We start from the raw sequence: 17,401 nt of genomic DNA, 5'->3' as shown, positions 1-17,401 counted from the left end.
AGCGAGGTAACGGAACATGGACATGAATGTGCTCCACGACATCACCTTCTATGTGATGTATGCCGCGATGGCCATCGCCATCTTTATCGCCATCGAGCGTGGCCTGTACTTCGCCTATGTGCGCCGCCAGGCCCGCGCATTGACCGAGGTGCTCGGCGCCAATGTGCACAGCGAGCGCGACTTGCCGGAAAGCCTGACCCGTCGCGACAGCCTGCCGTTGAGCATGGTGTTGCCGGTCCTGGCACAGAAAGCCAGCCACGGCTCACGCAAGGATCTGGATGACGTCATCGAAACCCAGTATCTGACCACCCGCGCACCGTTGGCCCGCAGCCTGTGGATCATCGAAACCATCACCACCGCCGCGCCGCTGTTGGGCCTGCTGGGGACCATCCTCGGCATTATCGACACCTTCAAGGCGTTGGCGTCGGCCGGTGTGTCCGACCCTGGGCAGATTTCCGGTGGCATCGGTACGGCGTTGTTTGCGACCGGCTTGGGGATCGCCATCGCGCTGTTCTGCGTGGTGTTCCACAACTTTTTCCAGGACAGCCTGGAGCGCATCAACGACCAGCTGAAAATCCTGCTGATCCGCGCCGCCACCGGTGCCCGCGTGCAGAGCGAAGTGCCGCACCTGGTGCCCACGCCGCTGCATAGCCGTACTGCATGATCGTTTGAGCGGGCGCGCAATGCGCCCGCTTTTTTCCTGGTAGGAAGACCTATGCCCATCTCCTTGAAATTGCGCATCGCAGGCCTCGCCGGCTTGCTCCTCAGTCCGCTGGCCCAGGCGGACTTTTCAATTGCGGGGTTTGAACTGGTGCACACCGTGCCCGTGGACACCGCCCTCGGCACCGACGATTTGCGCCAGCCCGGCCCGGTGTGGATCGAACTGTTTGACGGCGCCAAGAGCAGCATTGATATCGGCCAGTTCTACGCCGCCGACCATCCCGGCTCGGTGATGGACACCGTCATCGAACACCTGGAAGCCGCCGGCAAACGCGGTGTGAAAATTCGTTTCCTGCTCGAAGAAAAAGGCCTGAAATTATCGGAAGCTTCCACGCTGGAACGCTTGCGCGCGATCCCCAACCTCACCTTCCGCGTGCTGGCCTACGGCCAACTGAGCGGCGGCATCATCCACGCCAAATACCTGGTGGTGGACGGCAAGCAGGCGTTTGTCGGCAGCCAGAATTTCGACTGGCGCTCCCTGGAACATATCCACGAAACCGGGTTGCGCATCAGCGATGCCGGTGTGGTTGGCCAAGTGCAGGCGATCTTTGACCAGGACTGGCAAGCCCAGGCGGCGCTGGCCGCCAACCAACCGGTGCCGTTGCCCGTCGCCGGTAAAGAGCCGCCGCGCACCGGCAATTACCTGGTGGCCAGCCCACAACGCTACAACCCGCCCGGCGTCGGCGACTCACAGCTGGAACTGCCGAGCCTGCTGAGCGAAGCAAAACAGGAAGTGCGGGTACAACTGCTGGACTACGCACCGCTGTCCTACGGGCCCGATCGCACTCGTCCGTACTACGCGGTCATCGACAACGCCATCCGTGCAGCCGCGGCACGAGGAGTGTCGATCAAGCTGATGGTGTCCAACTGGAACACCGACAAGCTGGAACTGCCCTACCTCAAGAGCCTGGCAGTGCTGCCCAACGTACAGGTCAAGATCGTCACCCTGCCGGAAGCCAAGCAAGGCTTTATCCCCTACGCGCGGGTGATCCACAGCAAGACCATGGAGATCGACGGGCAAGTGGCCTGGGTTGGCACCAGCAATTGGCTGGGGGGCTACCTGGATAATTCGCGCAACCTGGAGGTGGTAATGCGCAATGCAGCGATGGCCAAGCGCGTGGGGCAATTACATGAACAGTTGTGGGATGGGCCTTACGCTAGAGCCCTGGAGATAGACAAGGAATACCCCGCGCCCCACCCTGGCCAGCATTGACGATCGGCACCCGGGTAATGGTAGTGTGTGGAAATGTTTCTGACACTTTAGTCAGAAACCTCTTTCTCACTACCTGCCAAGGAATGCTCCAACAATGCCCTTCCCACTCAAGCAACTGGCGGCTGCCACCCTGTTCGCAGCCAGCCTCTCGGCGATCGCCACCCCCGCCTTCGCCAACATCAGCGCCGAGCAAAGCACGGCGATTCTGAAGAGTTTCAACGAAACGTCCGTCACGGATTTCCGTGGTTTCCTCGGCACCCTGGCCAAGGGCGACCTGGGCAAAACCGCCGACGTCGGCCCGGCGATCAGCACCTTTCTCGACAACAAAACCCTGAGCGCCGAGCAGCAGAACGAAATCAATCGGCTGCTGGGCATCTACACGCGGGTGAAATACGGCAAGGCGGCCACCGAAACCCTGCGCGAACTGGTGGAAATCCCCACCTTCAATATCGACGGCCTGCCGCAGTACAAAAACCCGGAATTCCTCAAGATCGCCGCGAAGATCCAGGACCTGGCCAAAGCCTTCAACCTGAACTTCCGCAACGTCGACAACCGTGTGTATGAAATTTCCCTGGAAGGTGCCAGCGATGAAGTGGTCGGCATTCACGCCCACGCCGACGTGGTGCCGGTCACACCGGAAAACTGGGTGCTGAAGGACGGCACCAAGCTCGATCCGTTCAAAGTCACGCTGATCGGCGACCGCATGTACGGGCGTGGCACCGAGGATGACAAGAACGGCATCGTCGTGGCGATGTATGCGATGAAGGTGATCAAGGAAGAGAAACTGCCGCTCGCACGCACGTTCAAGCTGTTGGTGGACACCACCGAGGAAACCTCCGGCGACGCAATTCCCTATTACTTCGAACACAACCCGACGCCGCAGTACAACCTGGCGCTGGACGGCGGCTACCCAGTGGTGATCGCCGAAAAAGGCTACGGCACCGTGATGGCCACTTTCCCGCGCCGCAAGGGCGAAGGCAAAGGTGCGGAAATCATCGCAATGACCGGGGGCATGGCCACCAACCAGATTCCCTCGGCCTCGGTGGCGACCTTGGTCAGCGACAAACCCGCCGAACTCGCCGCCCGCCTGCAACAGGCCGGCGCTGACTATGCCAAGAACAATGGCGGCGACTTCGAGGTGACGGCCAAGGTGGTCGGTAAAGAGGTCAAGCTGACGGTGACCGGCGTTTCCGCGCACTCCTCCGAACCCGAGTCCGGCATCAACCCGGTGGCGCGCATGTTGGAGCTGATCCACAGCGTTGATGGCAAGATCGCCCTCAAGCACAACCACATCACCGACGCCGCGCGGTATGCGTCCGACAACTGGGGCCTGGATTACCTGGGCGGCAAGTTGGGCGTAGGGTTCGCTGACGATTTCATGGGCCCGCTGACCACCTCGCTGACCTTTGTTGGCCTGGATGACAAGGCGTTCAAGCTGGCGGTGAACCTGCGGGTGCCGAAGGGCAAATCCCCGGAAACGCTGAAAAAGGAAATCGCCGACAAGCTGAGTGCGTGGGACAAGCAGACCAAGGTCAAGGTGAGCTTCACCTACTCGGTGGCCGAGCCGATGTACCGCAACCCGGAAGGCGAGTGGGTCAAGGCGCTGTTGGCGGTGGCCAGCGAAAACCTGGGCATGGAGCACAAGTTTGGCACCTCGGCCGGCGCGACGTCCGTGCATGAACTGCCCAATGGCGTGCAATTCGGCCTGGCGCGGCCGGAAGTGAAGTACACCGGGCACACCGACAATGAGTTCAAGACGGTGGATCAGTTCCTGCTGGACTTGCAGATCGTCACGGAAATGATGGGGCGTGTCGGGCAGTTGCCGAAGCTCTGATCCTGACGGATTGGATCGTTCCCACGCTCTGCGTGGGAATGCTCCTTGTGACGCTCTGCGTCACGCGGGACGCGGAGCGTCCCAAGAGGCGTTCCCACGCAGAGCGTGGGAACGATCAATCGCGCACAAACAAAAACGCCGATCATCTCTGATCGGCGTTTTTGTTGAATATGGAGCGGGAAACGAGACTCGAACTCGCGACCCCGACCTTGGCAAGGTCGTGCTCTACCAACTGAGCTATTCCCGCAAATGGCGTCCCCTAGGGGACTCGAACCCCTGTTACCGCCGTGAAAGGGCGGTGTCCTAGGCCACTAGACGAAGGGGACACGCTACTGGAACACATGGTGTGTCTTCCAGTGCCCAGAGGTTAGATCCGAAGATCATGCCCTGGTTTCACTCAGTGCCGCCCGAGGGCAACACTGCTTAAATTGGAGCGGGAAACGAGACTCGAACTCGCGACCCCGACCTTGGCAAGGTCGTGCTCTACCAACTGAGCTATTCCCGCAAAATGGCGTCCCCTAGGGGACTCGAACCCCTGTTACCGCCGTGAAAGGGCGGTGTCCTAGGCCACTAGACGAAGGGGACACACAACTGAAACACATGGTGTGTATTTCAGTGTCCAGAGATTAGATCCGAAGACCATGCCCTGGTTTCACTCAGTGCCACCCGAGGGCAACACTGCTTAAATTTGGAGCGGGAAACGAGACTCGAACTCGCGACCCCGACCTTGGCAAGGTCGTGCTCTACCAACTGAGCTATTCCCGCAATATGGCGTCCCCTAGGGGACTCGAACCCCTGTTACCGCCGTGAAAGGGCGGTGTCCTAGGCCACTAGACGAAGGGGACACACGTACAACTTCACTACCTAACAGCGTTTCGCTGAGTGCTTTCCGCGTTAAGTGGCGCGCATTCTATGGATGGATTGATAGGTCGTCAACCCCCAAGGATAAATTTATTAAAATCAATGACTTCGCCGTGCTTTCCCGGACGGCGCAGGCAATCTGCCTGTCTGCGCCTTGGCGCCTATATTCTGGCGCACGACAAGGCGTTATAGTTCGCCGCAGCAAATGATGGCAATGTGCATCTATGCAGGGAACGATTACCTATATAGAAGAATCTACCTGGGCAACTGGTCGATCAGTCCTATCCGCCAGATGCCCCAATCACTACACTCCACTGCAAACCCTACAAAGAGGTCACACCGGTGACACCACTCCTGATCACCCTGCTGGTAATAGCCGGGATCGTAATACTGATCGCCATTGGCTACATGAACCACGTGGTGGAAAACAACAAACTGGAAAAGCAGCGCACCGTGATCGAGCTCAATGATCGCCTGCGTCGCTGCGGTGAAATCACCGAGACGTTCCCTGGCCAGTTGATGACCCCGGCGCTCAAGCTGCTGATGACCCGCCTGGAACTCAACGTCAACCAGCGCCTGCTCAACCTCAACAAGACCAGTGCAGCGCTCAAGGCCCGTATCACCGAACTGAACGCATTGATTGCCCAGGGCGAATCGATCCCGGTGAATAACCCACCGGCGCCGATCCAGACCGAAGCCAAGGCCAAGGACGTACGTTTCCTGCTCGAAGCCCTGCACGGCCAAGTCACCCGCGCCGCCCAGGATGGTTTCCTGCCGACCAACGAAGCCAAGCACTGGATCAAGGAAATCCGCCACATCCTCGTGCTGCTGCACATCGAGTTCTTCAACAACCTCGGCCAGCATGCCCTGCAACAAGGCCAGCCAGGCCAGGCGCGCCTCGCCTTCGAACGTGGCGTGCAGTACCTGCGCAAGCAGCCGGAGCCGGTGATCTACGCCGCGCAACTGCAATTGCTGGAGTCACAACTGGCCCGCGCCAACTCCACGGTATTGACCAACAGCAAGCCCGCCGAGGACGAGGTCAACGAACTGACCGAAGGCCTGAAGGTCGTCGACGCCGACGCCGAGTGGAAAAAGAAAGTCATCTACGACTGATCGCCCCCGCTCCCACGTGGCGAACCTGGTTCGCCACGTGCCATCACTTTGCATCTATCGCCCCGCCCCCTTCTAGCGTAAAAAAGTGCCCCTCACTCCGTGAAGTCAGAGGCCTGCTATGCCTGTCACCGTGATAGATGGACAACCGTTGCACTACATCGACCAAGGCAGCGGCCCCGCCGTGCTGCTAGGGTCGAGCTACCTGTGGGACCACACGATGTGGGCGCCGCAGATCGAAGCCCTGTCACAACAATACCGCGTGATCGTCCCCGAGTTGTGGGGCCACGGCGAATCGGGCCCGCTGCCCAACCGCACCGAGTCCCTCGATGATCTTGCCCGTCAGGCCTTGGCGCTGCTCGACCACCTGGACATTGCCCAGGTCAACCTGGTGGGTCTGTCGGTTGGCGGCATGTGGGGCGCACGCCTGGCGCTGCTGGCGCCCGAGCGCATCAACAGCCTGGTGCTGATGGACACCCACCTCGGTGCCGAGCCCGAAGCCACGCGCCAATACTACTTCTCGCTGTTCAAGATGATCGAAGACGCCGGCGCCATTCCCGAGCCGTTGCTGGACGTGATCGCACCGATCTTCTTCCGCGCAGAAATCGACCGCGAGTCCGCGCTGTATCAGGACTTTCGCCACGCCCTGCAGGATTTTCCCCGCGAGCGCCTACTGCAAAGCATCGTGCCATTGGGCCGCCTGATCTTCAGCCGCGAGGATGTACTGGAGCAACTGCCGCGCCTGGACGCCGACACCACCCTGGTGATGTGCGGCGAGCAGGACAAACCCCGGCCACCCGCCGAGTCCCGGGAAATGGCCGAGTTGATCGGTTGTAGCCTGATCCTGATCCCGGAAGCCGGGCATATCAGCGCCCGGGAGAACCCCGACTTCGTCAATGAGGCGCTGCTGACCTTCCTCGCCAACCACGCCTGACCGCCCTCCTCCCTGGTCGCTACAGGCGTGTAGCGATCACAGGCGGAAGTGCCCGACCATGCCCTTGAGTTCCGCGCCCAACTGCGCCAACTGGATGCTCGACGCGGCATTGCCCTGCATGCTCAACGCCGACTGATCGGCGCTGGCGCGAATGCTGGTGACACTGCGGTTGATCTCTTCGGCCACCGAGCTTTGTTCCTCGGCCGCCGCGGCAATCTGCTGGTTCATCTGCTGGATCAACGACACCGCCGTGGCGATGCTGCCCAGGGCGCTCTCGGTTTCCAGCGCGTCGCTCACCGCCAGTTTTACCAACTCGCCACTGTGCTGGATCTGCTGCACCGACGACTGCGCCGCGCTGCGCAAGGTGCTGACCAGCCGCTCGATTTCTTCGGTGGATTGCTGGGTGCGCTTGGCCAGCGCACGCACTTCATCGGCCACCACCGCAAAACCACGGCCTTGTTCCCCGGCGCGAGCGGCTTCGATGGCGGCATTGAGGGCCAGCAGGTTGGTTTGCTCGGCCACGCTCTTGATCACCCCCAGCACCGTGCCGATGTTCTGGATTTCGGCACTGAGGCTGTCGATGCTGGCACTGGCGCTGGTACTGGAGCTGGCGAGCAACTCGATCCGCTGCAAACTCTGGCGCACCACCTGCTGGCCGCTGTCCACCTTGCTGTCGGCGGTCTGCGCGGCCTGGGCGGCTTGTTCGGCGTTGCGCGCCACGTCGTGCACGGTGGCGGTCATTTGGTTCATCGCCGTGGCCACTTGCTCGGTTTCTTCCTTCTGGCTGCTGACCTCGACATTGGTCTGCTCGGTGACGCTGGACAGCGAATGCGCCGAACTGGCCAGTTGTTCGATGCCCGCCTGCAACCCGCTGACCATCTGGCTCAAACCATTGCCCATCTGCTGCATCGCCTGCATCAGCTGGCCGATTTCATCGCGGCGGCTGACCTCCATGCGCCCACTCAAATCACCCGCGGCAATCTGCTGCGCGACGGCGATCACACTGCGCAGCGGCGCGACGATCAAGCGCGTAATCACCAGCGCCGCAATCAACCCCACCAACAGGGCCAGGGCGGACGAACCGATGATCAGCAAGGTACTTTTTTGCAATTGCGCCTGCATCGACTGGTCTTCGGCGGCATAGGCCTGGTTGACCCGGTTGACCACCTGCTCGGCGCGCTCATGCAGCTGTTTGTAGACGATCTTTTCCTGCGCCAACAGGCCGGTGTACTCACCGAGTTTCTCGCTGAACGCGGCAATATGCCCGGAGACCTCGTTGAGCACTGTCTGGTAGCCAGGGTCCTTGACCGAGGTTTTCAACTGTTCGACCTGGGCCAGCGCCTGGTCGGCCTGCTCGATCTTGCCTTGTTCGCCGCTGTCTTCATCACCCTTGCGGCTCTGATCCAGGCGCACGTGGGCCTCGTTCATCGCCTGCAACATCAGGCGCGACACTTGGCTGACCTGCCCCGCCTGCTCGATAAATTCGGCGCCCTCCTTGCCTTGGCTTTCTTTGAGGCCATAGGCGCCGTCGTCCGCCAGGCCGGCCTGCAATACGTCAAGGTTGTTGGCCACGCTGGACACCGACCAACTGGCCATCTCCAACGCCAGGTCCTTGGTCTGGGTCAGCTCGACAAACTCGTCGAACGCCTTGCGGTAGGCAGCCAGGGCTTGCTCGACGTCAGTCATGGCCGGCACATTGGCCGGCGACTGCGCCTTGAGGCTCGCCGCCAGGGCCGCCAAGGCCTCGACGCTGGCATGCAAGGCGTCGACGGCCTTGGGGTCGGCGTGCAGCGCGTAGTCCTGCTCGATCAAGCGCACCTTGAGCAAGCCGCTGTTCAGTGAAGACATGCTGTTGAGGCCTGCAAAACGCTGACCCACGGTTTGCAGCGACCACACCCCGATCGCCGCCACCAGCGCCGTCAGCAACAGCACCAAGAGAAAGCCCAAGCCCAGTTTCTTCGCCATACCGAGGTTGGCGAAACGTCGTTGCACGCCTGAAATCATTGCACTTGAACCCTCTTGCAATGGCAGCTGCCAGCCCGCCCGATTGACCAGCAACGAGATTCGCAACCACGGGCCACCGACACAAGACATTGGCGCCACAATAATGGCAAAAAGCTACACGCTCGTCGTTTTCAGAATGGTCGAGGTCGATCTGGCAGGCCCCATGCTGCGGAACAACGCCAAGGCGCGCTGATCAGCCGCATAGGCCACATTGATCCGCAGCCAATCGCTGTGCTCAGCCGTCGGGCTGAACAGCGCCCCGGGCGACAGCAGCACGCCCAGTCGACGGGCACACACCGGCAACCGCCCACGATCCCCCACTCCCGGGCGTGCCCACAGGAACATGCCACCGGCGGGCACGGCAAACACCTCCCACTCCTCGTCCTCCAGCACTTGCAGGGTGGCGGACATTTGCGTGTTCAGGCGCTTGCGCAGGCGTTGCACCCACTTGCGATAGGTGCCATTGGCCAGCAGCGTGGCCACCACCGCCTCGGCAAACCGCGAGGTGCCGAGGCCGGTCAGGGTCTTGAGGTTTACCAACTGCGCGATGATCGCGGTGCTGGCACTGAGGTAGCCCACCCGCAGCGCGCTGCTCAAGGTCTTGGAGAAACTGGAGATGTAGATCACCCGATCATCATGGGGCAACGCTGCCAGACGCGTACAGCTGGCATGTTGCAGGTCGCCATAGACGTCTTCTTCAATGATCAGGAAATCTTCGGCCTGGGCCAGTTGCAGCAAGCGCTCGGCCACCGTGCGACACAGGCTGGTGCCGGTAGGGTTGTGATAAAGGCTGCTGATAAACAGGCATTTGGGGCGATGAACCTGCAACAGCGCTTCGAGCACCGCAATGTCGGGGCCGCCACGGGTACGTGGCACCTCCAGCAGCTTGACGCCCTGGAAGGCCAACTGGCGATAAAGGTTGCCGTAGCCAGGGGTTTCCACCACCACCGTGTCGCCGGCTTTGAGCAAGGTGCGTATCAGCAGGTCCTGGGCCTGGCTGGCGCCCTGGGTGGTGAGAATGCGGTCCAGGCTGCTGGGCACGTGCATACGGGTCAGGCACTTGAGTAATTGTTCGCGCAGCACCGGCAACCCCAGCGGCGTGCTGTAGTTGAACACACCGCCGGTGTCGGTGCGGCTGACCTCGCGGATCGCATAGCTGATATCATCGCTTTCGCGCCAGGCATCCGGCAACCAGCCACACCCCAGTTTCAGCTCACCCAGCGGGCTGTCGGTAAAGGCCCCCCAGTCGTGTTCCGCCCCCTCATACCAATGGTGCTCGTGGTGGGCGGAGGGCTGGGCCACAACAAAGCCTGAACCCGGCTTCGAGGCCAGCAGCCCCTGGGCCACCATGCGCTCAAAGGCCTCGATGACGCTGGATTGGCTGAGCAGGTTGTCGAGGGCCAATTGGCGGATGGAGGGCAGACGCGTGCCAGGGCTCACCCCGCTTTTGCGAATCCATTCCGCCACCGCGCTGATGATCTGTTGCACCACCGGTACAAGGGCTTGTCGATCGATCCCTAAATCCATGAGCCACTCACTTCACTGTCTGTTATTCAACCCGCAAGAGTTAAGCACAGAAGTACGTCGCAGCCGCTCGCCAAGTTTTACTAAAGTATTGATTCTATTGGATTATTTACCTACTGATACACATTAGGACGCGGCGTTTTGCCAGCTATGGAAAAACCCCACAGCACCCCTAACCTTTTCAGGTGGGGTGCGTTTGCAGGTCCTAGATAGCCGTTGCGCCACCGTCCACCGCCAATGCCTGGCCGGTGGTAAACGCGGCGCCGTCGCTGCACAAATACAGCACGGCAGCGGCGATTTCCTCGACCTTGCCGATACGCCCGACCGGGTGCATGGCGGCGGCAAAATCAGCCTTGCGCGGGTCGGCTTCATAGGCGCGGCGGAACATATCCGTATCGATCACCGCCGGGCACACCGCATTCACGCGGATGTGCTTTTTCGCGTACTCGATGGCCGCCGACTTGGTCAGGCCGATCACCGCATGTTTGGAAGCCGCGTAAATACTCATCTTCGGCGCTGCGCCCAAACCCGCCACCGACGCGGTGTTAACGATCGCCCCGCCGCCCTGGGCCAGCAACAGCGGCAGTTGATACTTCATGCACAACCACACGCCTTTGACGTTGACACCCATGATGGCGTCGAACTCATCAAGGCTGCCATCGGCCAGCTTGCCCTTCTCGATCTCGATCCCGGCATTGTTGAAGGCGTAGTCCAGGCGACCATAGGCGGCCACCGTGCGCGCCATCAGTTGTTGCACGTCCGCTTCAAGGGTGACGTTACAGCGCACAAACAGCGCTTCACCGCCCGCCTGCTGGATCAGCGCCACAGTGCCTTCGCCGCCCGCGGCGTCCAGGTCGGCAACCACCACCTTCAAACCTTCGGCGGCGAACGCCAGCGCGGTGGCGCGGCCAATACCGGCGGCGGCGCCTGTCACCAGGGCGACCTGGCCGGAAAACGTCATGCTCATGGGAATGTCCTTTGGGAGAAGTAGCCGTGGGGCGAGTCTAGCCAACGCGGCGACGGGCGCGTCAGCACTATCAGAAGGCCGGTTGGCGCTGCATGGATCACAGTGATAAGTCCACGGGCGTGACTATCAGCCCAGCCTATCGACGGGCATTCGCATCGGCCGGTTAACCTTGCTCCCAAGCCGTTCTGGGTCTATCAATCATGGTTCATTTCTAAAAGAGTCCCTGCCATGACTGCCCAGACCAACCGCCAATTCCTGCTCGCCAAACGCCCGGTCGGCGCCGCCACGCGGGACACCTTCACCTATCAGGAAATCCCGGTTGGTACGCCGCAGGACGGGCAAGTGCTGGTGCGCAATGAATACCTGTCCCTCGACCCGGCCATGCGTGGCTGGATGAATGAAGGCAAGTCCTACATCCCACCGGTGGGCATCGGTGAAGTCATGCGCGCGCTGGGCGTGGGCAAGGTGGTCGCGTCGAACAACCCCAAGTTTGCCGTCGGCGACTACGTGAACGGAGCCTTGGGCGTGCAGGATTACTTCCTCGGTGAGCCGCGCGGTTTCTACAAGGTTGATCCGAAATTGGCGCCGCTGCCGCGCTACCTGTCGGCACTGGGCATGACCGGCATGACCGCCTACTTCGCCCTGCTGGACACCGGCGCGCCCAAGGCTGGCGACACCGTGGTCATCTCCGGCGCAGCCGGTGCCGTGGGCAGCATTGCCGGGCAGATCGCCAAGATCAAAGGCTGCCGCGTGGTGGGCATTGCCGGCGGCGCCGACAAGTGCAAATTCCTCGTGGATGAGCTGGGTTTCGACGCCGCCATCGACTACAAGAACGAAGACGTGCCCGCGGCGCTCAAGCGCGAGTGCCCCAAGGGCGTGGACGTGTATTTCGATAACGTCGGCGGCGACATTCTCGACGCCGTGCTCAGCCGCCTGGCGCTGAAGGCGCGGGTGGTGATTTGCGGTGCAATCAGCCAGTACAACAATAAGGAAGCGGTAAAAGGCCCGGCCAACTATTTGTCATTGCTGGTCAATCGTGCGCGCATGGAAGGTTTTGTGGTGATGGATCACGCGGCGGGCTTTGCCGCTGCTGGCCAGGAGATGGGCGGCTGGATGGCCCAGGGCAAGCTCAAGAGCAAGGAGGATATTGTCGAGGGGCTGGAGACGTTCCCGGAGACGCTGATGAAGTTGTTCAACGGTGAGAACTTTGGGAAGTTGGTATTGAAGGTTAACTGACACACCCTAGTTCTGAATGCTCGATCGTTCCCACGCTCTGCGTGGGAATTCAGCTCGGGACGCTCTGCGTCCCCAAGCGTGACGCGGAGCGTCACAGGAGGCATTCCCACGCAGAGCGTGGGAATGATCGGATTAGGCGATCTCGGCGACCACTGCCGCCAACGCCTTGGCCGGGTCCGCCGCCTGGCTGATCGGACGACCAATCACCAGGTAATCCGAACCTGCATCCAACGCCTGGCGCGGGGTCAGGATTCGGCGCTGGTCATCCTGCGCACTGCCCGCCGGACGAATCCCCGGGGTCACCAGTTGCAGCGACGGGTGCGCGGTCTTCAGCGCCTGGGCTTCCAGCGCCGAACACACCAGGCCATCAAGGCCGGCTTTCTGCGCCAGCGCCGCCAGGCGCAACACTTGTTCCTGTGGTTCGATGTCCAGGCCGATGCCCGCCAGGTCTTCGCGCTCCATGCTGGTAAGTACGGTCACACCGATCAGCAGCGGTTTCGGGCCGCTGCGCTGTTCCAGCACTTCACGGCAGGCAGTCATCATGCGCAGGCCACCGGAGCAGTGCACGTTGACCATCCACACGCCCATTTCGGCGGCGGCTTTCACGGCCATGGCGGTGGTGTTGGGAATATCGTGGAATTTAAGGTCGAGGAACACTTCGAAGCCTTTGTCACGCAGGGTGCCGACAATTTCTGCGGCGCAGCTGGTGAACAGTTCCTTGCCGACCTTGACCCGGCAAAGCTTCGGGTCCAACTGGTCAGCCAGCTTCAGTGCGGCGTCACGAGTGGGGTAATCCAGGGCGACGATGATAGGAGTCTGGCAGACGGACATTGGAATGGGCTCTCAGGCAAGTCGAAATCGGCGCGGATTGTAGCGCAAGCGGCGGCGTTGCGGGATCCGATGATCGGTAAATACTGACAGAGCGCACTCGGGCGTGTGTTTCGGCCAATTATTTCAAAGCTGATACATTCACGACATGCCCCCAACACGCCCCACCGCTAGCCTCGCCCGCACGACCCACCGTCCAGCACTTCCAGCCATGGGGCTGGGCGCCTATGCTGACCGTCACAACCAGGCAGATGATCGCACTATGCATACCCCTCCCGTCTCTATGAACGACGAGCACAAAGGTTCGGTGATCGCCGATGAAAAGCGCTGGAACACCCGCGCTCTGATTGTCGATGACGACGTGCCGATCCGTGAACTGCTGATCGACTACCTGGCGCGCTTCAATATCCTCGCCACCGGCGTCACCGACGGCGCGGCCATGCGCGTGGCGATGCAGGCGGAAACCTTTGACGTGGTGGTGCTCGACCTGATGCTGCCGGGGGAAGACGGCCTGTCGCTGTGCCGCTGGCTGCGCGCAGAGTCGGACATCCCGATCCTGATGCTCACCGCCCGTTGCGAACCCACCGACCGCATCATCGGCCTGGAACTGGGCGCCGACGACTACATGTCCAAGCCGTTCGAACCGCGTGAACTGGTGGCGCGCATCCAGACCATCCTGCGCCGCGTGCGCGATGACCGCACCGAGCAGCGCGCCAACATCCGTTTCGACAACTGGCGCCTGAACAGCGTGTTGCGCCAACTGGTGGCCGACGATGGCCTGGTGGTGCCGCTGTCCAACGCCGAATTCCGCCTGCTGTGGGTATTTATCGAACGGCCGCGCCGCGTACTGAGCCGCGAACAGTTGCTGGATGCGGCCCGTGGGCGCTCCATCGAAGCCTTCGACCGCAGCATCGACCTGCTGGTCTCGCGCCTGCGCCAGAAGCTCGGCGATGACCCCAAGGCCCCGCAACTGATCAAGACCGTGCGCGGCGAAGGCTACCTGTTCGACGCCCGGGATATCGGCTGATGCGTGCCACCTTCAATACGCTGTTCGGGCGGCTGTTCGGCGTATTGCTGGTGGCGATCATCCTCGCCCATGTGCTGGCCATCGCCTGGTTCCGCTATTACGGCCCGCCCCCGCCGCCGCCCCAGGAAACCTTTATCGAGCAACCGGACGGCAGCATGGTGCCGCTGATCAAGGAACATCGTCGCCCCTGGTTTGGCGGGCCAGTGGTGCCGCTGACGTTCCAGTTCATCTCGTTGATCATCGCCGCCTGGTACGGCGCCAAGCTGCTGAGCCGGCCGATCCAGCGCCTCAGCGAAGCCGCCGAACGCCTGAGCCTGGACCTCGACAGCCCGCCCCTCGACGAGTCCGGGCCGCGCGAGGCGAAGCAGGCCGCATCGACCTTCAACCTGATGCAACGGCGCATCCGCGAACAAGTCAGCCAGCGTGCGCGCATGCTCGGTGCGGTGTCCCATGACCTGCGCACGCCGCTGTCGCGCCTCAAGTTGCGCCTGGAGCAGATCGAAGACCCCAAGTTGCAGGGCCAGATGCGCCAGGACCTCAACGACATGATCGGCATGCTCGACGCGACCCTGAGCTACCTGCACGAACAACGCACCAGCGAAACCCGGCACTGGCTCGACGTGCAGGCACTGGTGGAATCCATGAGCGAGAACGCCCAGGACCAAGGCTCCGATGTGCAATACGGCGGCACCTGCGTGCCGTTGCAGGTACAACCGATGGCCTTGCGCTCGTGCCTCAACAACCTGATCGACAACGCATTGCGCTATGCCGGCACGGCGCGGGTCGAGCTGGAGGATAGCCGTGAGGCCCTGATCATCCGCGTGATCGACCACGGGCCGGGGATTGCCGCTGATCAGCGTGAGGCGGTGTTCGAACCGTTCTTTCGTCTGGAAGGCTCGCGCAACCGCAATTCCGGTGGCGTCGGCCTGGGCATGACGATTTCCAAGGATGCGGCGGAGCGCTTGGGCGGGAAGCTGAGCCTGGAAGAAACCCCAGGCGGTGGGTTGACTGCTGTCATGTGGCTACCAAGAACCTAACAGACCGACACATACCCATGTGGGAGCTGGCTTGCCTGCGATGGCGGTGGGTCAGCTAGCCTATCTGTGACTGACCCACCGCAATCGCGGGCAAGCCCGCTCCCACACTGATCTCCATCTGTTCAGTTACAGCGGCTTGTCTTCCCGGCGGCCTTGGGCCTGAGTCGCACTCCAATCCATCAGCAAGCTATACGCCACCGCCAACAACGTCGGGCCGATAAACAAGCCGATAAAGCCAAACGCAATCAACCCGCCAAACACCCCGAGCAGCACGATCACCAGCGGCAGGTTGCCGCCACGGCTGATCAGGTACGGCTTGAGCACGTTGTCCACGCCACTGATGATGAACGTGCCCCACACACCAAGGAACACTGCGTAGGTGTAGTCGCCCTTCCACGCCAGCCAGGCCGTGGCCGGGATCCACACCAGTGGCGGGCCCATGGGGATCAGGCTGAGCAGGAAGGTGACGATACCCAGCACCAGCGCGCCCGGCACACCGGCGATCAGGAAACCGATCAGCGCCAGCAGCGCCTGGGCCGCCGCCGTGCCGATCACACCGTTGACCACCCGCTGCACGGTGCCCGCCACCAATTCGATGTAGTAACCGGCACGTTCACCGATCAAGCGCTCCAGCAGGCGGTGCACGAACATCGCCAGGCGCGGCCCGTCACGGTAGAAAAAGAACACGAACACCAGGCTCAGGGTCAGCTCGAGGATGCCGCCGCCGATCTGCGCACTGCGCGCCAGCAACCAGTTGCCGACCTGGCCCAGGTAGGGCTTGAGCGTGACCATCAACGCAGCGCCTTGCTGGTCGATGCTGTCCCACATACCCACCAGCCGCTCGCCAACAAACGGGATCGAGCCCAGCCAGGTCGGCGCTTCGGGCAGGCCGTCGACCTGAATGTCCTTGATCAGCGCCACGGCGTCGCGCACATGATCCGCCAGGTTGAACCCAAGCCACACCAGCGGCACCGCCACCAGCAACATCCAGCCCAGGGTCAGGATGCCGGCGGCCAACGACTCACGGCCACCCAGGGCGCGGGTCAGCAAACGCATCAGCGGCCAACTGGCAAACGCCAGCACCGCGCCCCAGAACAGCGCCGACCAGAACGGCGCCATGACCCAGAAGCTGGCACCAAACAGCACCAGCAGCAGGATTTGCACCAGCAGGCGATCGTTATTGAGCATGGGGTATCTCTAGCAGAAGGCGTTAGGAAGACAGCTTAGGCGAACGGCGCGGAGCCGTTCGCCCGGTAACGCCTAGCGTATCAGATGCAGGTGCAGGCCCTTCGTGTCGCCGGTGCCAGTCTCCAGGCGCGCGGCACGCACGCCCTTGTCGATCAAGGCCTGGCGCCAGGCTTCGGCATTCGGGCCGGCGAGGCTGACACGCAGGGTGGTGTCGAGGTTGAGCCCACGGGAAATCAGGGTCAGCCAGGTGTCATCCGGCTCGGCGCCCAACTTCGGCAAGTCCAGCTCGCCGGTGCTTTTAAGCTCGCGCAACAGCGTGGCCGAGGTGGGCAGCAGGTCGCCCAGCGGCGCGCCGGCATCCAACTGCTCCACATGCAGATAGGCACGGCGGTTGCCACGGGTGATGGCGTACAGCGCGATCAGGCTATTCGCTTGCGGCTCGGCCAGGCGCAGCAGCAGGTATTCCTGCTCGCTGTCGGCCCCCACCAGCTTGGCATTGCCGAAGATTTCGTTGGCCCACAGGCTGCTTTCGCCGCAATCGCGGGCCTTGCACCAGAACAACAGCTGCGCACCTTTGGCCTGCAACTCTTCGCGCGTGGCGGTAAACGCAGTGCTGGAACTGTGCTCGGCGGGCAACTCATAGGTAATCGCCGTGGCCTGGCCGCGTGCGGTGGCCTGGCCTTCGTAGCGCAACTGGCCGCTGATCTTGCGGATCGCGCCCATGGGGTAGATGCGTTCCTTTTCTTCGGCGGGGCGGTAATCGACGATTTGCGCGTCGACTGGCCGGGCCACGGCGGGGAGGTCCTGGCTACCCGGCACGTCGGCGGCGAACACCAGTGGACTGAGCAGGCTTAGCCCGAGGATACGGATACAGCCGTTACGCACGCTCATAGAATCAACGCGCCGTGGCCAGCGGAG

14 protein-coding genes, 6 tRNA genes and 1 pseudogene are annotated in these 17,401 nt (G+C 62.0%); 8 read left to right on the top strand and 13 right to left on the bottom strand.

Translation table 11 applies throughout. The features are described 5' to 3' along the window. The first annotated feature begins 16 nt into the window (after positions 1-16). The 3 genes from ACU688_RS11625 to ACU688_RS11615 all read left to right on the top strand — a co-directional run bounded on the left by ACU688_RS11625 (position 17) and on the right by ACU688_RS11615 (position 3,767). Complete coding sequence (locus tag ACU688_RS11625) at positions 17-664, top strand: MotA/TolQ/ExbB proton channel family protein (RefSeq protein ID WP_124525291.1); 648 nt, start codon at positions 17-19, stop codon at positions 662-664. 51 nt (positions 665-715) lie between these two features. Beyond that, positions 716-1,933 (top strand): phospholipase D-like domain-containing protein, encoded by a 1,218-nt coding sequence (locus ACU688_RS11620; RefSeq protein ID WP_448184782.1) that lies wholly within the window; start codon positions 716-718, stop codon positions 1,931-1,933. Between the two features lie 94 nt (positions 1,934-2,027). Then, positions 2,028-3,767 carry a dipeptidase gene (locus ACU688_RS11615; RefSeq protein WP_448184781.1) on the top strand — a complete coding sequence of 580 codons (1,740 nt, stop codon included), beginning with the start codon at positions 2,028-2,030 and terminating at the stop codon, positions 3,765-3,767. A gap of 171 nt (positions 3,768-3,938) precedes the next feature. On the opposite strand, the gene ACU688_RS11610 is transcribed toward ACU688_RS11615, so the two are convergent. The 6 genes from ACU688_RS11610 to ACU688_RS11585 all read right to left on the bottom strand — a co-directional run bounded on the left by ACU688_RS11610 (position 3,939) and on the right by ACU688_RS11585 (position 4,612). After that, positions 3,939-4,014 (bottom strand) — tRNA-Gly (locus tag ACU688_RS11610). Positions 4,015-4,017: 3 nt separating this feature from the next. After that, a tRNA-Glu gene (locus ACU688_RS11605) sits at positions 4,018-4,093 on the bottom strand. 103 nt (positions 4,094-4,196) lie between these two features. Further along, positions 4,197-4,272: transfer RNA gene (locus tag ACU688_RS11600), tRNA-Gly, on the bottom strand. Between the two features lie 4 nt (positions 4,273-4,276). Next, positions 4,277-4,352, bottom strand: a tRNA-Glu gene (locus tag ACU688_RS11595). 104 nt (positions 4,353-4,456) lie between these two features. Next, positions 4,457-4,532: transfer RNA gene (locus ACU688_RS11590), tRNA-Gly, on the bottom strand. 4 nt (positions 4,533-4,536) lie between these two features. Beyond that, positions 4,537-4,612, bottom strand: a tRNA-Glu gene (locus tag ACU688_RS11585). A 358-nt stretch (positions 4,613-4,970) separates the two neighbouring features. On the opposite strand from ACU688_RS11585, the gene ACU688_RS11580 reads away from it, so the two are divergent. Further along, the gene (locus tag ACU688_RS11580; protein WP_448184780.1) at positions 4,971-5,741 is read left to right on the top strand and encodes a hypothetical protein; all 771 of its coding nucleotides are present in this window, start codon (positions 4,971-4,973) and stop codon (positions 5,739-5,741) included. A gap of 118 nt (positions 5,742-5,859) precedes the next feature. After that, the gene (locus tag ACU688_RS11575; RefSeq protein WP_448184779.1) at positions 5,860-6,672 is read left to right on the top strand and encodes an alpha/beta fold hydrolase; all 813 of its coding nucleotides are present in this window, start codon (positions 5,860-5,862) and stop codon (positions 6,670-6,672) included. 36 nt (positions 6,673-6,708) lie between these two features. Here the strand turns inward: ACU688_RS11575 and ACU688_RS11570 are convergent, their stop codons facing one another. The 4 genes and pseudogenes from ACU688_RS11570 to ACU688_RS11555 all read right to left on the bottom strand — a co-directional run bounded on the left by ACU688_RS11570 (position 6,709) and on the right by ACU688_RS11555 (position 11,167). Further along, a complete protein-coding gene (locus ACU688_RS11570; RefSeq protein WP_448184865.1) occupies positions 6,709-7,413 on the bottom strand; it encodes a methyl-accepting chemotaxis protein in 705 nt (234 codons plus the stop codon). A gap of 201 nt (positions 7,414-7,614) precedes the next feature. Beyond that, positions 7,615-7,794: pseudogene (locus ACU688_RS11565) on the bottom strand (HAMP domain-containing protein); the annotation flags it as partial. A gap of 996 nt (positions 7,795-8,790) precedes the next feature. Continuing rightward, positions 8,791-10,203, bottom strand: a complete 1,413-nt coding sequence (locus tag ACU688_RS11560) for an aminotransferase-like domain-containing protein (protein WP_448184778.1) — start codon at positions 10,201-10,203, stop codon at positions 8,791-8,793. A 202-nt stretch (positions 10,204-10,405) separates the two neighbouring features. Continuing rightward, positions 10,406-11,167 (bottom strand): SDR family oxidoreductase, encoded by a 762-nt coding sequence (locus ACU688_RS11555; RefSeq protein ID WP_017734304.1) that lies wholly within the window; start codon positions 11,165-11,167, stop codon positions 10,406-10,408. Between the two features lie 228 nt (positions 11,168-11,395). Between ACU688_RS11555 and ACU688_RS11550 the strand changes: the two genes are divergently transcribed. After that, on the top strand, positions 11,396-12,403 hold the full coding sequence (locus ACU688_RS11550) for an NADP-dependent oxidoreductase (protein ID WP_448184777.1): 1,008 nt from the start codon (positions 11,396-11,398) through the stop codon (positions 12,401-12,403). 132 nt (positions 12,404-12,535) lie between these two features. On the opposite strand, the gene pyrF is transcribed toward ACU688_RS11550, so the two are convergent. Further along, a complete protein-coding gene (gene pyrF / locus ACU688_RS11545; RefSeq protein WP_017734306.1) occupies positions 12,536-13,234 on the bottom strand; it encodes an orotidine-5'-phosphate decarboxylase in 699 nt (232 codons plus the stop codon). Between the two features lie 259 nt (positions 13,235-13,493). Between pyrF and ACU688_RS11540 the strand changes: the two genes are divergently transcribed. Further along, positions 13,494-14,258: a response regulator gene (locus ACU688_RS11540; protein WP_124525300.1), complete on the top strand. Its 765-nt coding sequence runs from the start codon at positions 13,494-13,496 to the stop codon at positions 14,256-14,258. Beyond that, positions 14,258-15,295: a sensor histidine kinase gene (locus ACU688_RS11535; protein WP_448184776.1), complete on the top strand. Its 1,038-nt coding sequence runs from the start codon at positions 14,258-14,260 to the stop codon at positions 15,293-15,295. The genes ACU688_RS11540 and ACU688_RS11535 overlap by 1 nt, the downstream gene beginning before the upstream one ends. 126 nt (positions 15,296-15,421) lie before the next feature. Here the strand turns inward: ACU688_RS11535 and ACU688_RS11530 are convergent, their stop codons facing one another. Both ACU688_RS11530 and ACU688_RS11525 read right to left on the bottom strand, forming a co-directional pair. Continuing rightward, positions 15,422-16,483: an AI-2E family transporter gene (locus tag ACU688_RS11530; RefSeq protein ID WP_448184775.1), complete on the bottom strand. Its 1,062-nt coding sequence runs from the start codon at positions 16,481-16,483 to the stop codon at positions 15,422-15,424. A 72-nt stretch (positions 16,484-16,555) separates the two neighbouring features. Continuing rightward, complete coding sequence (locus ACU688_RS11525; protein WP_448184774.1) at positions 16,556-17,374, bottom strand: DUF4892 domain-containing protein; 819 nt, start codon at positions 17,372-17,374, stop codon at positions 16,556-16,558. Between the last annotated feature and the right edge of the window lie 27 nt (positions 17,375-17,401).

The sequence above is a fragment of the Pseudomonas acericola (SeqCode) genome (assembly GCF_053456465.1).
Note: the sequence above shows the minus strand (reverse complement) of the source record. Positions and strands in the feature narration are given on the sequence as shown.

Bases quoted from the DNA above. Each gene is read 5' to 3' on its own strand.
- ACU688_RS11625 (WP_124525291.1), top strand. From the start codon at position 17: ATGGACATGAATGTGCTCCACGACATCACCTTCTATGTGATGTATGCC.
- ACU688_RS11620 (WP_448184782.1), top strand. From the start codon at position 716: ATGCCCATCTCCTTGAAATTGCGCATCGCAGGCCTCGCCGGCTTGCTC.
- ACU688_RS11615 (WP_448184781.1), top strand. From the start codon at position 2,028: ATGCCCTTCCCACTCAAGCAACTGGCGGCTGCCACCCTGTTCGCAGCC.
- ACU688_RS11575 (WP_448184779.1), top strand. From the start codon at position 5,860: ATGCCTGTCACCGTGATAGATGGACAACCGTTGCACTACATCGACCAA.
- ACU688_RS11570 (WP_448184865.1), bottom strand. From the start codon at position 7,413: ATGACCGCCACCGTGCACGACGTGGCGCGCAACGCCGAACAAGCCGCC.
- ACU688_RS11560 (WP_448184778.1), bottom strand. From the start codon at position 10,203: ATGGATTTAGGGATCGATCGACAAGCCCTTGTACCGGTGGTGCAACAG.
- ACU688_RS11555 (WP_017734304.1), bottom strand. From the start codon at position 11,167: ATGAGCATGACGTTTTCCGGCCAGGTCGCCCTGGTGACAGGCGCCGCC.
- ACU688_RS11550 (WP_448184777.1), top strand. From the start codon at position 11,396: ATGACTGCCCAGACCAACCGCCAATTCCTGCTCGCCAAACGCCCGGTC.
- pyrF (WP_017734306.1), bottom strand. From the start codon at position 13,234: ATGTCCGTCTGCCAGACTCCTATCATCGTCGCCCTGGATTACCCCACT.
- ACU688_RS11540 (WP_124525300.1), top strand. From the start codon at position 13,494: ATGCATACCCCTCCCGTCTCTATGAACGACGAGCACAAAGGTTCGGTG.
- ACU688_RS11535 (WP_448184776.1), top strand. From the start codon at position 14,258: ATGCGTGCCACCTTCAATACGCTGTTCGGGCGGCTGTTCGGCGTATTG.
- ACU688_RS11530 (WP_448184775.1), bottom strand. From the start codon at position 16,483: ATGCTCAATAACGATCGCCTGCTGGTGCAAATCCTGCTGCTGGTGCTG.
- ACU688_RS11525 (WP_448184774.1), bottom strand. From the start codon at position 17,374: ATGAGCGTGCGTAACGGCTGTATCCGTATCCTCGGGCTAAGCCTGCTC.